This window comes from Burkholderia pulmonis (assembly GCF_984667975.1).
Map to the genome: position 1 here is coordinate 657,200 of NZ_OZ480188.1, position 15,000 is coordinate 672,199.

The following is a 15,000-nucleotide window of genomic DNA, read 5'->3' on the forward strand; positions in this document are numbered from 1 at the left end:
GACACGACGCACGAGAGAATTCCCTCATGTCCGCTTCATCCAAATCGACGCTTGACGCATCGCGCGACAATCAAACCATTGCGTTTCTCTGAGCGGCCGCCGCCTCTTCCCTTTCCTGCAGTTCCCGCCACATGATCTTTCCGGATCCGGATTTCGGCAGCGACTCGACGAATTCGACGATGCGTGGAACTTTGTAGGACGCCATATGCTCGCGCGCCCATGCAATCACGTCGTCGGGAGTCACACCGTCGGGATACGTCGGGTCCAGCACGACGCATGCCTTGACGGTCTCGCCTCGATGTACGCTACGCGCGCCGATCACGCACACCTCCCTGATCGCCGGATGGCGATACATCATCGTCTCGACTTCGGCCGGCCACACCTTGTAGCCCGACGCGTTGATCATCCGTTTCAGCCGGTCGGCCATGAAGAAGTAGCCGTCCGCGTCGGTACGGGCGAGATCGCCGGTGCGCAGGAAGCGCTTGCCGTCGATCTCGACGAACGCGTCTCGCGTGGCATCCGGATTGCGCCAGTACCCTTGCATCAGTTGCGGCGCATGCATGACGATCTCGCCTACCTCCCCTTGTGGCACCGGCTGGAACGTGACTGGATCGACGATCCGGGCATCGACGTCAAATACGGGAATGCCGAGGCACTGCGGCTTGGGGTGTGCCGGCGGATTGATGTGTGTCGCGGCGATCGTTTCCGACATCCCGTAGCCTTCGATGTAATCGAGCCCGACCGCGTACTTGAGCTTCCGGGCGATAGCGTCCGGCATCGCCGCGCCGCCACCGCGCAACGAGCGCAGGCTCGACAGGTCGTATTCGTGCAGGTTCGGGTTCGACAGAAAATCCACCATCATCGTCGAGATCGACTGCCACACGGATACGCGGTTGCGACCGATCGCGCGGCCCGCGGCATCGCGGTCCCAACGCGGCAGCACGACGACGGTCGACCCACGGTACAGCGGACCGTTCAGCCCCCCTTGCATGCCGGTGACATGAAACAGCGGCAGCACCGCCAGATGGATCGCGTCTTTGGGATCGTCGAACCAGTCGACGAAGCCGGCGGCCGTGCACATGACGCTTCGATGCGTATGCATGCATCCTTTCGGTTTGCCTGTCGTGCCGGACGTGTAGGGCATCAGGCAGATGTCGTCAGGGCCCGCCGTCAGTTCTCCCGGCGCCAGCGCCGCAGCGAGCGCATCGCGCCAGTGGACCACGCCGGGCCCGTCGACGTGACGCGGCGCGGCCACGAAATCGGGCAACGCGACGGCTGAAGGTTGTGCCACGTAGTCGCCATACGTCGCCACGACGACGTTCGCGAGGCCACGCGTGCCGCCCACGAGCGGCGCGATGCGCGAATACAGGTCCTGCGCGACGAACGCCGTGCTCGCGCCGCTGTCCTCGATGTAATGCGCCAGCTCGTCGGCCATGTTCATCGGATTGACCGGAACGACCACCGCGTTCGCACGCAGGATGCCGTAGTACGCGATCATCCATTGCGGGCTGTTCTGCATGTACAGGAGTACGCGGTCACCCGCCCTCACCCCGCACCGTTGCTGCAGGAAGCCCGCCACGTGCTCGGCTTCGTCCTGGAAGCGCGCGAACGAGACGGGCGTGTCGTAGAACAGGATGAACGGCTTGTCGGGATGACGCGCCGCCGCGGCCTCCACGTGACGAAACAGGTTGGTCGCGGGTGGCAGCTGATGCGTGGCCAGGTGCGCGGGCCAGAATGGCGATCGGATGGCAGACATGGTTCGGCAACGCTTCGTCAAAACTGCGGGTGATAAATGGCATTGACGGGACCCGTCGTCCCGACCCTGCATGCACGCATTCGCTTGGCCAGGTGAAAGTCCAATGCTGACGACAATTGGACGTCCACCCTATCGCCCGGTCTCGATGCCCGACGTCGCGAACCACTGCGTTTCCGCGGTTGTCGCGCGCGCCGTGGACGCCACGCGGCTCACGCCGCGCATCATGTCGACCGCCTTCTCCGCGATCATGATGGTGGGCGCATTGGTGTTGCCGCCGATCAGTGTCGGCATCACCGATGCATCGACGATGCGCAGCCCGTCGAGGCCATGCACGCGCAACTGCGGATCGACCACCGCCATCGCGTCCTGCCCCATGCGGCACGTGCCGACCGGGTGATAGACGGTATCCGTGCGCGCGCGCAGCACCGCCCGGATCTCGTCATCGCTGTGCACGTCGCGCGTGAACATGTCCCGCGTGATCCACTCCGCGAGCGCTGGCGCGTTCATGAGGCCACGCGTGATCTTGAAGCCCGCCACCATGTCCTCCAGGTCGCGCGGATCGTCGAGGAACGCGGGATCGATCAGCGGCGCGGCCGACGGGTCGCGGCTGCGCAGCGTGACCGATCCGCGGCTGTGCGGGCGCAGCAGGCACACGTGGCAGGACAGCCCGTGGCCCAGGTGCATGCGCCGCGCGTGGTCATCGACCAGCGCAACCAGGAAATGCAGCTGGATATCGGGCGCGTCGAGGCCCGGTTGCGTCTTCAGGAACGCGCCGCCTTCGGCGAAATTCGACGTCAGCATGCCGCGCCGCTCACGGCGAAAGCGCATGATCTCGCGCAGCATCCGCGCACTGCCGCCCAGCGAGATGCCCATCGTATCGAGGCTGCGCGTACGGTAGCTGAAGATGAAGTCGGGGTGATCCTGCAGGTTGCGGCCCACGCCCGGCAGATGATGCAGCGTCTCGATGCCGGCGCGCGCGAGCTCGCCCGTCGGGCCGATACCGGACAGCATCAGCAACTGCGGCGTCTGCAGCGCCCCCGCTGCCAGCACCACCTCACACCGGGCGCGGAATGTCTTCAGCGTGCCTTTCTGCAACACTTCCACGCCCACTGCGCGCTTGCCCTCGAACAGGATGCACCGGACTTGCGCATGCGTTTCGACGGCCAGATTGGCGCGTTTGCCGAGGTGCGGAAACAGATAGCCGCGTGCCGCGCTCCACCGCTCGCCCTGCTTCTGCGTGACCTGGTAGATGCCGACGCCTTCCTGCTGTGCGCCGTTGAAGTCGTCCGTCAGCGGCAGGCCGGCCTGGCGGGCCGCCGCGAGGAAGCGCTCCTGGAACGGGTTGTCGGAACGCAGGTCGCTGACCCACAGCGGGCCGTCCTGGCCGTGCCACGCGTCGTTGATGCGTTCGTTGTGCTCGCTCAGACGAAAGTAAGGGAGCACGTCTTCGTACGACCAACCGGGATTGCCGAGCGCGGCCCACATGTCGTAGTCGCTGCGGTGGCCGCGAATGTAGACCATCGCGTTGATCGCGGACGAACCGCCCAGTGCCTTGCCGCGCGGCTGATAGCCAACGCGCCCGCCAAGCCCGCGTTGCGGCACCGTATCGAACGCCCAGTTGTTGAGGCGGGTCGGCAGCATCGCGACCGTGCCCGCCGGGATGTTGATCGCCATGTCGTTGCCGCTGCCTCCCGCTTCCAGCAGGCAGACGGTGACGTTCGGGTCTTCGGTCAGGCGCCCTGCTACCACGCTGCCGCCTGAGCCGCCGCCCACGACGATGTAGTCGAACTGATGATTCATGGCATTTCTCTCGATACAGGATTCGGAAATCACGCGAGACGCGACAGCGTGCGCAGCAGCAAGTCGAAAACGCGACCGTACGGAGGATGGAACAGCACGGCGCCGTTCAAGCGGGTCTGGTGAAACACCGGCTTCAGTTTGCTGAAGGTGTCGAAGCCCCACTGCCCGTGATAGGCGCCCATGCCGCTCTGCCCGACGCCGCCGAACGGCTGGTTTTCCTGTACCAGGTGCCACAGGCAGTCGTTGATCGTGACGCCGCCGGACGCCGTCTCACGCAGCACGCGATCACGACGCGATGCGTCTTCGCCGAACCAGTACAACGCCAGCGGACGCGCGCGGCCCTGAACGTAGGCCAGCGCATCGTCGAGATTCGTGTATTCGACGATCGGCAGAACGGGACCGAAGATCTCTTCGTTCATCAGCCGCGTATCGGCCGGCGCACCGACCACGATCGTCGGCGCGAACTTGCGCGACGACGTGCCGAACGATTCGCCGGCCGGGTTGACTTCGAGGATGCGCGCGCCTGCTCGACGCGCTTCATCCACCATGTCGGCGAGGCGCGCGCGGTGGCGTTCGCTGATGATGGCTGTGTAGTCGGGATTGGCGGCGAGCGTCGGATACAGGCGAGCGACGGCGCGTGACAGCTGCGACGCGACGCTGTCAGCCGTTCCGGCCGGCACGAGCAGGTAATCGGGCGCGACACAGGTCTGGCCCGCGTTCAGCAGCTTGCCGAACGCGATGCGCTGCGCCGCAACCGCGACATTGCACGACGTATCGAGGATGGCCGGCGATTTGCCGCCGAGCTCGAGCGTCACGGACGTCAGGTTGGCCGCGGCCGCCTGTGCGACGACGCGCCCCACCTGGGTCGAACCGGTGAAGAACAGATGATCGAACGGCAGGTCGGCAAACGCCTTGCCGAGCTCGACGTCGCCCACCACGACATCCAGTTCGTCCGGCATGAAGGTCTCGTGCGCCATCGACACAAGCAGGTCGGACAGCGCGGGGGTGAGCTCGGACGGCTTGATCAAGACGCGATTGCCGGCGGCAAGTGCCGCGAGTGCCGGCCCGAGCGAAAGCTGCAGCGGGTAGTTCCACGGCGAGATGATGCCCGTCACGCCCAGCGGTTGCGGCATGAGCCGGTTGTAGCCGGGACGGAAATGCAGCGCGGTCGGCACGCGGCGCGCCCGCATCCAGTGCTTCAGGTGCCGGCGCGCATGCCGGATGCCGGCGCGCACGATGAACACCTCCGCCAGCCGTGTCTCGTGAGCCGAGCGGCCCTGAAAATCGGTGTCGATGGCGCGTACGATGTCGTACTCGTGCGCATCGAGCCACGCGGCGAGCCGCCCGAGGCGCGCCAGCCGGGTGGCCAGTGCCGGGTTCGGCTCCAGTGCGAAGGCGCGGCGCTGGCGCTCGAAGCGCGCCGCAAGGTCGGTCGGGTAGCCTTGATGCATAGTGTCTCCTCCGGCTTGTCGAACGTGCGATCGCGTCGCGTCACAACGACAAGCGGCTTGCCTAATGTTTCAGGTTGTCACGCGGCGATGCGCCGGTTCGATGGTCGGTGATTGCGCGTGCGCTGCGTCCTGACTTCACGCGCGGATCGCCTACCGCGGGCGAACCCGCTCACGCAATGTGCCTGCTGGCGCGCACGGGTTCCGCGGTAGCGCGTGCTGCACGGCGCCGGATATGGCCATCGATCAGGCTCGTCAGCAGCGGCACGACGCCATCGGGAATGTCATGCCCCATGCCGCGCACCGTGACCATGTCGGCACCCGCGATCGCGGCGGCGGTCGCGACGCCGCCGCTGGGCGCGACCAGCAGGTCGCGATCGCCGTGCACGACCAGCGTCGGCACCTGGATTCGCCGGAGTTCGTCGGTCCGGTCGCCTGAATTGATGATCGCGCCGATCTGGCGGGTCGTGCTCTCGTGGTCGCGCGCCTGCTGGCCGCGATCCCACGCCTGGGCCGCGTACGCGCGTCGTGCGACGTCATCCGCGGGATACCCCTGCGTGCCGATGTGGGCCATGACGCGACTGTATTGCTCCACCGCCGCTTCGCGCGTACGCGGCGGCGGCGCGGTCAGCATCAGCATGCTGGACACGGCCGGCTGGCCGACCTTGCGCGCGCCGGTCGTGGAGATGATGGAGGTCAGCGACAGCACGCGTTGCGGATAACGCGCGGCGAGCACCTGGCCGATCATGCCGCCCATCGACATGCCGACGACATGCGCGCGCGCCACCTGCAGGCTGTCGAGCAATCCGATCGTGTCCTGCGCCATGTCCTCCAGGTCGTAGCCGTCCTTGACGGGCCGGCGCAGGAATTGCTGGAGCACGCTCGGTCCCGGCCGCGGCGTGCGGGACGAGCGCCCGACATCGCGATTGTCGAACACGATCACGCGATACCCGCATTGAATCAGCGCGCCGATCAGCACAGGCGGCCAGAAGGTCAACTGCAGCGTCATGCCCGCGATCAGCAGCAACGGCTCGCCGTCGTCGGGCCCGTAGGTGCGATAGCAGAGGCGCACTCCGCTCCGCAGATCGCAGAACGCGTCCTGGATCGCTTCCATGGCGTGGATCGTCATGATCAGGCTCCGACAGCCCGACGGGCCTCGACGCGATCCGTGCCGCCTGCTGCCTGTGCAGACCGGAAGCGCAGGCACGGATCGTCGACCGGGCCGTGCCGCAAGATCTTGACGTCGACGTGATAGTCCATCGACATGATCCACGGCGTGCCGGGGCCCTGGCGCGGCAGGCCGCCGATTGCACGCTGTACGTAACCGGCACCGAAATCGAGCAACGGGCGCGTCGGCATGTCGCCGTCCGGCAATTCAGGCATGCAGACGGCGTAGCCACCGCGTTCCATATGCTTGAGCAAGCGGCAGAAGTGTTCGGCCAGCAGCCCGACCTTCATCGTCCACGACGAATTCGTATAGCCGATCGAGAACCCGAAATTCGGCACGCCGCTGAGCATCATGCCCTTGAACGCCACCTTGCTGTGGAGATCGACCGGGTCGCCGTCGACCGTCAGCTTGATCCCGCCGAAGAACCTGACGCTGAGCCCGGTCGCCGTGACGATGATATCGGCGGGCAATGTCTGCCCGGATTCCAGCACGATGCCCGTTTCCGTGAAGGTCCTGATGCGGTCCGTCACGACCGACGCGCGGCCATCGCGGATCGACTTGAAGAGATCGCCGTCCGGCACGGCGCACAGGCGCTGGTCCCACGGGTTGTACGGCGGGTTGAAGTGGACGTCGACCGGATAATCTTTCGGCAACTGGCGCTTGTTCAGGTAGCGGATCAGGCGTCGCGCCGCCTGCGGACGCGACCGGCAGAAGCGCCAGATGAAGCGGGAAATCGCGACGTTCTTCCGCCGCACGATCGCGTAGGCCCACGTGTGAGGCATCAGCTTGCGCAGCGTATTGGCAATGATGTCTTCCGACGGCAGGCTCACCACGTAGGTCGGCGTGCGCTGCAGCATCGTGATGTGCCCGGCCTTGCCGGCCATGGCCGGCAACAGCGTGACGGCAGTCGCGCCGCTGCCGATCACCACCACGCGCTTGCCGCTGTAGTCGAGATCTTCCGGCCAGTGCTGCGGGTGCACCACCGGGCCGCCGAAGTTCTCGATCCCGTCGAGTTTCGGCGTATAGCCTTCGTCGTGACGATAGAACCCTGCGGCACTGAAGAACCACTTGGCCAGGATCGTCTTGCGTTCGCCGGTATCGAGGCGCTCGACTTCGACATTCCACTGGGCCTGTGCACTCGACCAGCTTGCCTGGATCACCTTGTGATTCGTGCGGATGTGACGATCGATCCCGTATTCGGCCGCCGTCTCTCTCAGGTACGAAAGGATCGAATCCGCGCCGGCGATCGCCTTCTTGTCGGCCCACGGCTTGAAGCCGTAACCGTAGGTGTGCATGTCCGAATCGGAGCGAATGCCCGGATAGCGGAACAGGTCCCATGTGCCGCCGGTCGCGGCACGCGCTTCAAGAATGAGATACGACGTGCCGGGACGGTCCGTCTCGAGCTGACGAGCAACACCGATCCCGGAAAGGCCGGCGCCTACGATGAGCACATCCACATGCTCGGTGGACGGAAGGGGGTGTACGGTCACGGCTTGTCTCCAGATCGCGTCGAAGTGCGCTATATGACCGTATTGTTATTAACCGAAATGGGCCAAACAAGGTGTCGAACGCACCGTATGCGAATACAATTGGTGCAACTTGCACCTCATTGCTTCTATCGTGCTCCGCCATGTCCCAGAACCTTGCCTCCGTCACCCCGCCGCCCTGGCCGCTGCCATCGCCCCGCATCCGGGAATTGATGCGCCAGGGTGCAGAAATCACGCTGAATGTGCAGACGGAATGGCTGCAGGAACTGGACAAGGAGAACGTGGCGACCAGCCCGACGATGAGCGATCCGGTGCTGGCGGCGGCCGTGCGACGAATCAATCGCAACGGGCTCATTCACTGGGCAACGGCCAACCTTGAAAACCCTTGCGCGCCCGTGTCCCGCTTTCTTTCCGCCGACATGCTAAGCAGTGCGCAGGAACTGGTGCGGCGCGGCCTGACCGACCTCGTGTTCGTCGCTGCCCGCTCGTCGCAAAGTGTTCTGTGGCAACGCTGGATGGAGCTTGCATTTACGTTGACCCAGGACCCGGACGAATTGCGCGAGTTTCTGGCCGTGTCGTCGCGCTCGATCGCGTCCTTCATCGACACCAACATGGTGGGCATGGCGGAGTTCATGCGCGCCGAACGCGAAGCGCGATTACGCGGCACGCACGCCGACCGTCGCGAACTGGTCACGCAGATCGTCGAAGGCGCGTCCATCAGCGCGCAAGAGGCCAGCCGGCGCCTGGGCTACACGCTGGAGCAGCGCCATCACGCCGCGATCGTCTGGAGCGAGGAAGCGGATATCGAACTGGGGCTCCTGGAACGGGCGGCCGATGCGCTGGCCCAATGCGCGGGCACGCGCAATGCACTGGTCGTCGTCGCGAACACGGCGACGTTGTGGGTCTGGACGTATCACGACGGCAAACCGCTCGACATGCCCTGGCTGCAGCGTGCGATCAAGCCGCTGCCCGGCGTGCACATGGCCGTCGCGACTGCCGGCAGCGGCATGGAAGGATTTCGGCACGGTCACCTGGACGCACTGGCGACACAGCGGCTGCTCGGCAGGCTCCATGCCGGCGTCGGCGTGGTACATGCCGACAGCATGAGCCTGATCGCGCTGATGACCAACCATATGGAGTCGGTACAACAGTTCGTCACCAATACACTGGGCAACTTAGCCACCGCCGACAAGTCGCTGCGCGACGCGCTGCGCGTGTTTCTCGCGGAAGGCTGCAGCGTGACAGACGCGGCCGAGAAAATGCATGTACACCGCAATACGCTGTTGCGCCGGCTCGAGCGCGCCGAGTCGCTGCTGCCCCGTCCGCTCGCGCAGCAGCGCCTGCACGTCGCGGCCGCGCTGGAGGTGCTGTATTGGATCGGCAGTGATCAGGAATGATTGCGGCGACTTTATCGCGGCCATTCACACCCGAATGACGGGTGCAAACGCCCCTTGGCGCGCAACGGGAAGCTGCGGTCGACCTGTGCCGCTCGGGGTGTTGCCTCAGGGTCGCTTTTCATAGATGAGGCACCGGGCCGCCTCCATGAACCGTGCATCGAAGCCCTGCGTGTGGCGTGCCGCCCCAGACTGCAACGTCAGGCCATCGGCCATCGCAATCAACAGCGTGGCAACGTGTACGCTGTCGGCCGCATCGAACACGGGATTGACGATGCGCAACAGCTTCGCCATCTCGTGCGTCAGTGTGTCGTACCATCCGTCGAACAGCTTGAGGCATTCGGGATCCATGGTGGCGAAGGACAGGAAATGCCTGAACAGTGCACCATATTGAGAATCCTTTGCATCGCTCAGCGAGCGCGCCATCACGCGTTCGAGTACGTCATCCGGTGATGCATCGCTGTCGAGCACGCGCCTGAGTTCGATCAGGTACGCATCGATGACTGGCTCGATCACGGCCCGCAGCACGGCCAGACGGGTCGGGAAGTAGTACTGCAGATTGCTCACGCTGATTCCGGCCCCGGCGGCGACCGCGCGCTGCGAGAAGGTCAGCGGGCCGCCTTCCAGCAGCAGTTCCCGCGCGACACGGATGATCGTGTTGCGCGTGCGCAAGCCCTGGGCCCGCAAGCTATCGGGATCACTGCCTGACGAAGTGGCATTCGTCGGGCGCCGCCTTCTGCCACCGTGGTGCACTTTGGGTTCGGTCATCGTGTTCGGTTCGTCGTGACGATGTCGCGCGGCGCTATCTGCGATCCGCGCGGCGATTCAAGCGTTCGTCGAGGAGATTCGCAACGCCCAGCACTGCCTTGATCGAGCACCAACGCAGCGGCTCCGGCGGTAGCGCGGGCGTGCGGTGCGTGAGCGTCGTGAGCAGCGGCGACTCCGTGCCGAAAATCCCGTCGGCCAGCACCTGCCCGATCAGCGACTGCGTGCCGACGCCGTGCCCCGAGCATCCCGCCGTGTAGAACACGTTGCCGTGCGTGCCGGTCGCGCCGACCACCGGCAGCGCGTCGCTGGCGACCGAGATATAGCCGCTCCAGCATGCACGCACCGGCTGGTTGCCCAGTTGCGGAAAACGCGCGCGCAACGTCGCGAGCAGCGCGCGGTAGGCCGCTTCGTCCGGTATATTCGGCGTCCGCGAGCCATAGACGTAATCGAGCCGCTTGGTCGTCACCAACAGCGTATTCCGTGCGGTGAGCCGGTGGCTCTCCATCGTCAGGTGCGGTGTCACGATGCCCTCGCGGTTCGGCCAACCCAGTGCCGCCAGTTGCGCACCGGACAGCGGCTCGGTTTCGAGCGCGGACACGCGCAGCGGCAGCACCTTGTTGCCCAGCAAGCCGAGCTGCGGCGTATACGCATTGGTGGCGAGCACCACGACAGGTGCGCTTGCGCTGCCGCGCGCCGTCCGGACTCGCACGGTCTCGCCGGCGTCGAAGTCGATCAGCGCGGTGTTCTCGTAAAGCCTCACACCCGCGGCGAGCGCCGCGCGCCGCAAGCCCATCACGTACTTGCCGGGGTCGAGCGTGCCGCCGCCGGGGAAGTGGCAACCGAACAGGAACGCGGGCGGAATCCCGCGCGAACGCATCGCCGCACCATCGAGATACCGAGCGGGTGAGCCAAGCGCGATGCCAACCTCCATGTTCTCGCGCAAGCGTTTCTCCTGTGACGGATGCACACCGGCGCGAACAATGCCCGACGCGCGGTAGTCACAGTCGATTCCGTATTCGACGAGCTTGCGCTCGACGTAGGCGACGCCCTCGTCATAAAAGCCGACGATTCGTTTCGCCTGATCGCGCCCGACGCGTTTCAAGAACAGGTCGTATTCCAGCCCCTGCCCGCCCGCCAGATAGCCGGCATTGCGCCCGCTCGCGCCGAAGCCCGCGAACTCGCGCTCGATCACGACGACGCTGGCGCCGCGTGCGGTCAGTTCCAGTGCGGTGGACAGGCCCGCGAAGCCGGCGCCCACGACGACCACGTCCGCGCGAATATCGCCTTCCAGCTGGGACTGGATGTTGTCCGGCCGCTCGATCCACCCGCCGATGGGCCGGTACGTTCGCAACGCACGGTCTGCGTGCGACGCATCGAGCCGCATTGCATTGCCGGTTGAGTCATCCCGAATCCTGTACTGCGTAGCGCTCATGTATGCCTCCATTACTCAATGATTCCAACAAGACTCCCGTGCAGACCGGGCTGCAATCAGGGCGACGTCAACACGCCGTCCTGCGAGAACAGCATCGGCGTGCCGCCCTTGCCGGGCAGTGCGGCGGTCAGCGTCGCACGATCCGGGCGTTGCGCCACCTCGACCGTTGCTGCCCCCGCCTGCAGCTTCAACACCAGGCCATCGAGCCCGACGCCGATCAGGCCGTCGCCTGCAGCCGCCAGGTCGGTGATCGAACTCCGCGTGCGGCTGTCGACGGCCGTCCAGCTCGCGCCACCGTCGTGGCTCTCGAACAGGCTGCCGAGCAGCCCACCGACCACGATCCGGCCGTCGGGCATCGCCACCCCGGACCACAACGTGCCCTTGCCGCCCGTCGGCAGGTAAGTCCAACTCGCGCCACCATCGATCGACTTGAGCACCATCCCCTGTTCAGACACGATGTAGAGCGCGTGCGCGGCGTCGGAAAACACGTGATAGAGATTGCGGTCGGCTTTACCTCCGCCCGGCGGCTTCGGCAATGTCGTGCGCGTCCACGTCTTGCCGCCATCGTGCGTCTGCAGCATCAGCGACCACAGGCCGATCGCTATGCCATCCTGCGCACTCGTGAACAGCACCGAGAACAGAGGCTGGTCGACCGACGTATCGAGCTGTTGCGTGACCCACGTATCGCCACCGTCGTCGGTCGCGAGAATCGCGCCCCACTGGCCGACGGCCCACCCGTGCTTCGCATCCGCGAACGACACGGCCGACAGCGTCGCCGACACGGGCACACGCCGCGCCTGGCGCCAGGTCTTGCCCTCATCGTCGGACAGCAGCACGATGCCATGCTCACCGACGGCGACGATCCGCGACCCGGCGCGGGTGGCGTCCATCAGCATCATGTGCGTCGGCGCGGCCCACGCATGCGCGGGCTTCGCGGCCCAGGCCGCGACTGTTCCATCCTGCGGTTGCGCGAAGGCCGTCGCGGCAACGAAGACCGCAACAGAGGCAATTAACGTCTTGATCATGGTGAATCTCTATCGTGTATGCGGGCATCAGTGGTTGAAGAGCGCCGACCAGCCGGCATGCGCTTCGCCAAGCGCGACGACCGGCTGCAGGTCGCCCCCCTGCGCGGCCGGTGGCCGTCGTTCGGCTTTGCTGTCGCTCGACGACAACTCGACACCCGTTTCACCGGGTGCGGAGCGGCTCACATCGGTGCGAGTCGTGTCGGTCACGAACGCATGAGCCGGCGCGGGCCGGCCCGCGCCGGCTTCATGAAATCGTGGGAAGGCAACCGCCACGATGCAAAGTGCGACGCAGGTAGTCAGTGTCTTGACCATGGCTGAATCTCCGTCAGGATGTGTGTCGGTGTCAGTGGCTGAACAAACCCGGCGCGCGGGCCGGCTTGCGGCGCGGGAACCGGCGCTCCAGCACCGAGGCCAGCGCGGGCAGCGCCGTCATCGCCATCACGAGGTTCACGATGAACATGAACGCGAGCAGCTTGCCCATGTCGGCCTGGAACTTGAGCGCGGAGAAGCTCCACGTCGCCACGCCGATCGCCAGCGTGATCGCCGTGAAGATCGTCGCGACACCGACTTCGAGCATCGCGTGCTGCACCGCCTTCACGATCGTCTGCCCGCTCGCGAGATGCACCTGCAGGCGGTTGTAGATGTAGAACGCGTAATCGACGCCGATCCCCACCGCCAGCACCATCACCGGCAGCGTCGCGACCGTCAGCCCGATCTGCAACTCCTTCATGAACCAGTAGCCGATGAAGGTCGCAACCGACAGCGGCGCACAACAAGCGACCATCGCGCGCCAGTCGCGATATGCGAGGAACACGAGGATCAGGATCGCGCCGTAGACGTAAAGCATCATCGGCCGCTCGCTGCCCGCGACTTCCTCGTTGGTCGCCGCCAGCACGCCCGCGTTGCCGGCCGCGAGCCGCACGGTGATGCCGGGGAACGGATGCGACGCGCGATACTGCTTCACGTCGTCGAGGATCCGGTTGATCGTCGTGGCCTTGTGGTCGGTCAGGAACAGGTGCACGGCCGACATCGTGCAGTCGGCTTTCATGAAGCCCTTTACACGGCCGACGTCGACTGACACCGCCCCGTAGTTCTCGGGGTCGATCGGCACGACGTTCATCTTCGGATAGTCTTCGTTGTAGCCTTGGTTGTATGCGCGCAGCATGCCCGAGTACGATTGCACCGACACCACGCCCGGTTCCGTGCGCATCGCGGCCGAAAAGTCGTCTTCATACAGGCCAACAGCCGGGTTGTCGCACGCGTTGCCGGACGATTCGATCGCAACCGTCAGCCAGTCGAGGCCCATGTCGTAGTTGCCGGCGATCGCCGTCGCGTCGCGATTGAAGCGCGCATCCGCACGCAGTTCCGGTGCGCCCGGCTGCAACGTGCCGATCACGCGGTCGCGGCTTTGCCACGCGGCCAGCGCGAACACGACCAGCGTCAGTGCGACGGTTGCCCCCGCATACTTCGGCTGCGCGATACGCGCCAGCGGGCGCAGCCACGCCGCTCGCCGCTCGCCGCGCTTGAGCGCGCTGTCCGCATAGCGCTTCGTGAAGTCGAAGCACGACGCGGCCACGGGCAGCAGGATCAAGTTCGTGACGATCTTGTAGGCCACGCCGAGCGATGCGGTAATCGCGAGCTCACGCACCATCGGGATCGGGATCAGCAGCAGCGTGATGAACGACACGAACGCGGTGATCAGCGCCAGTACGCCTGGAATCAGTAGCCCGCTGAAGCTGCGCCGCGCAGCTTCGTACGAGCTGTGTCCGTGCGAGATCTCACGCACGATGAAGTTCACCTGCTGCACCCCGTGCGAAACACCGATCGCGAACACGAGGAACGGCACCAGCACCGCGAGCGGATCGAGGCCGAAGCCCAGCAGCTTCAGCGTGCCGAACTGCCAGACCAGCGACGTCAGCGAGCACGCGATCAGCAGCACCGTAAAGCGCAGCGAATGGCAATACCAGTACACCGCAAGTGCGGTCAGCAGCAGCGCGATCGCGCAGAAGCCGAGCACGGCCTTTGCTCCGTCGGCGATGTCACCGATCTGCTTCGCAAAGCCTATTATCTGCACCTCGTAGCCGGCATCCTCGAAGGGCTGCCGGATCCTCTGCTCAAGCACGTGATTGAACGCGACATAGTCGAGTACTTTGCCCGCACTATCGCGCTCGTTCAGCTCGGCCGTGATCATCGCGCTATCCTCGCCGTGCGACACGAGCGTGCCGACATAGCCGCCCAGCGTAGTCGCGCGATGGATCTTCTCGACGATTCCCGGCGTGAGCTGATCCGGCGTGATCGTGCCGGAAATGATCGGTTCCGCGCGGAAACCCTCGTCGGTCACTTCATTCACGAACGCGTTCGGCGTCCACAGCGAGCGCACGCCGATCCGGTCGACGTTCGGCAGGTAGGTCACCGCCTGCGTGACCTTGTACAGCCGCGTCAGGCCTTCCGGCGTCCAGATCGAGCCGTGCTTCGCGCGCACGACGACGGTGATCCGGTTCGCGCCGAGTAGATCGTTCCGGTATTTCTGGAACGTGCGAATGTACTCGTGGCCGATCGGCATCTGTTTCTCGAAGCCGGCATCCATGCGCAGTTGCATCGCGAACACGGCCATCACGACGGTAAACAGGACGATCGCCACGAGCACAATCGCGCGATGACCGAAGAAGAGCCTTTCAAGGCGGCTGACCAGACGATTAAGCACTGCATTACCCCTTCATGT

11 protein-coding genes are annotated in these 15,000 nt (G+C 65.4%); 1 reads left to right on the forward strand and 10 read right to left on the reverse strand.

All coding sequences use genetic code 11. The annotated features are described in order from the left end of the window. Positions 1 to 70: 70 nt before the first annotated feature. The 5 genes from AC5LXK_RS34525 to AC5LXK_RS34545 form a co-directional block, all read right to left on the reverse strand. The gene (locus tag AC5LXK_RS34525; protein ID WP_493394125.1) at positions 71 to 1,756 is read right to left on the reverse strand and encodes a long-chain fatty acid--CoA ligase; all 1,686 of its coding nucleotides are present in this window, start codon (positions 1,754 to 1,756) and stop codon (positions 71 to 73) included. 129 nt (positions 1,757 to 1,885) lie between these two features. Further along, positions 1,886 to 3,556: a GMC family oxidoreductase gene (locus AC5LXK_RS34530; protein WP_493394126.1), complete on the reverse strand. Its 1,671-nt coding sequence runs from the start codon at positions 3,554 to 3,556 to the stop codon at positions 1,886 to 1,888. Between the two features lie 29 nt (positions 3,557 to 3,585). Then, the gene (locus AC5LXK_RS34535; RefSeq protein ID WP_493394127.1) at positions 3,586 to 5,007 is read right to left on the reverse strand and encodes a coniferyl aldehyde dehydrogenase; all 1,422 of its coding nucleotides are present in this window, start codon (positions 5,005 to 5,007) and stop codon (positions 3,586 to 3,588) included. 169 nt (positions 5,008 to 5,176) lie between these two features. After that, on the reverse strand, positions 5,177 to 6,133 hold the full coding sequence (locus AC5LXK_RS34540) for an alpha/beta fold hydrolase (protein ID WP_493394128.1): 957 nt from the start codon (positions 6,131 to 6,133) through the stop codon (positions 5,177 to 5,179). A gap of 2 nt (positions 6,134 to 6,135) precedes the next feature. Next, positions 6,136 to 7,662: a flavin-containing monooxygenase gene (locus AC5LXK_RS34545; RefSeq protein WP_493394129.1), complete on the reverse strand. Its 1,527-nt coding sequence runs from the start codon at positions 7,660 to 7,662 to the stop codon at positions 6,136 to 6,138. A gap of 140 nt (positions 7,663 to 7,802) precedes the next feature. Between AC5LXK_RS34545 and AC5LXK_RS34550 the strand changes: the two genes are divergently transcribed. Further along, complete coding sequence (locus AC5LXK_RS34550) at positions 7,803 to 9,056, forward strand: PucR family transcriptional regulator (protein WP_493394130.1); 1,254 nt, start codon at positions 7,803 to 7,805, stop codon at positions 9,054 to 9,056. 105 nt (positions 9,057 to 9,161) lie between these two features. On the opposite strand, the gene AC5LXK_RS34555 is transcribed toward AC5LXK_RS34550, so the two are convergent. The 5 genes from AC5LXK_RS34555 to AC5LXK_RS34575 all read right to left on the reverse strand — a co-directional run bounded on the left by AC5LXK_RS34555 (position 9,162) and on the right by AC5LXK_RS34575 (position 14,982). Next, on the reverse strand, positions 9,162 to 9,821 hold the full coding sequence (locus AC5LXK_RS34555; protein ID WP_493394131.1) for a TetR/AcrR family transcriptional regulator: 660 nt from the start codon (positions 9,819 to 9,821) through the stop codon (positions 9,162 to 9,164). Between the two features lie 34 nt (positions 9,822 to 9,855). Next, positions 9,856 to 11,205, reverse strand: coding sequence for an NAD(P)/FAD-dependent oxidoreductase (locus AC5LXK_RS34560; RefSeq protein ID WP_493395093.1), 1,350 nt, complete (start codon positions 11,203 to 11,205; stop codon positions 9,856 to 9,858). A gap of 104 nt (positions 11,206 to 11,309) precedes the next feature. Beyond that, a complete protein-coding gene (locus AC5LXK_RS34565) occupies positions 11,310 to 12,278 on the reverse strand; it encodes a WD40/YVTN/BNR-like repeat-containing protein (protein ID WP_493394132.1) in 969 nt (322 codons plus the stop codon). A gap of 27 nt (positions 12,279 to 12,305) precedes the next feature. Then, on the reverse strand, positions 12,306 to 12,590 hold the full coding sequence (locus tag AC5LXK_RS34570) for a hypothetical protein (RefSeq protein WP_493394133.1): 285 nt from the start codon (positions 12,588 to 12,590) through the stop codon (positions 12,306 to 12,308). 31 nt (positions 12,591 to 12,621) lie between these two features. After that, the gene (locus AC5LXK_RS34575; protein ID WP_493394134.1) at positions 12,622 to 14,982 is read right to left on the reverse strand and encodes an efflux RND transporter permease subunit; all 2,361 of its coding nucleotides are present in this window, start codon (positions 14,980 to 14,982) and stop codon (positions 12,622 to 12,624) included. Between the last annotated feature and the right edge of the window lie 18 nt (positions 14,983 to 15,000).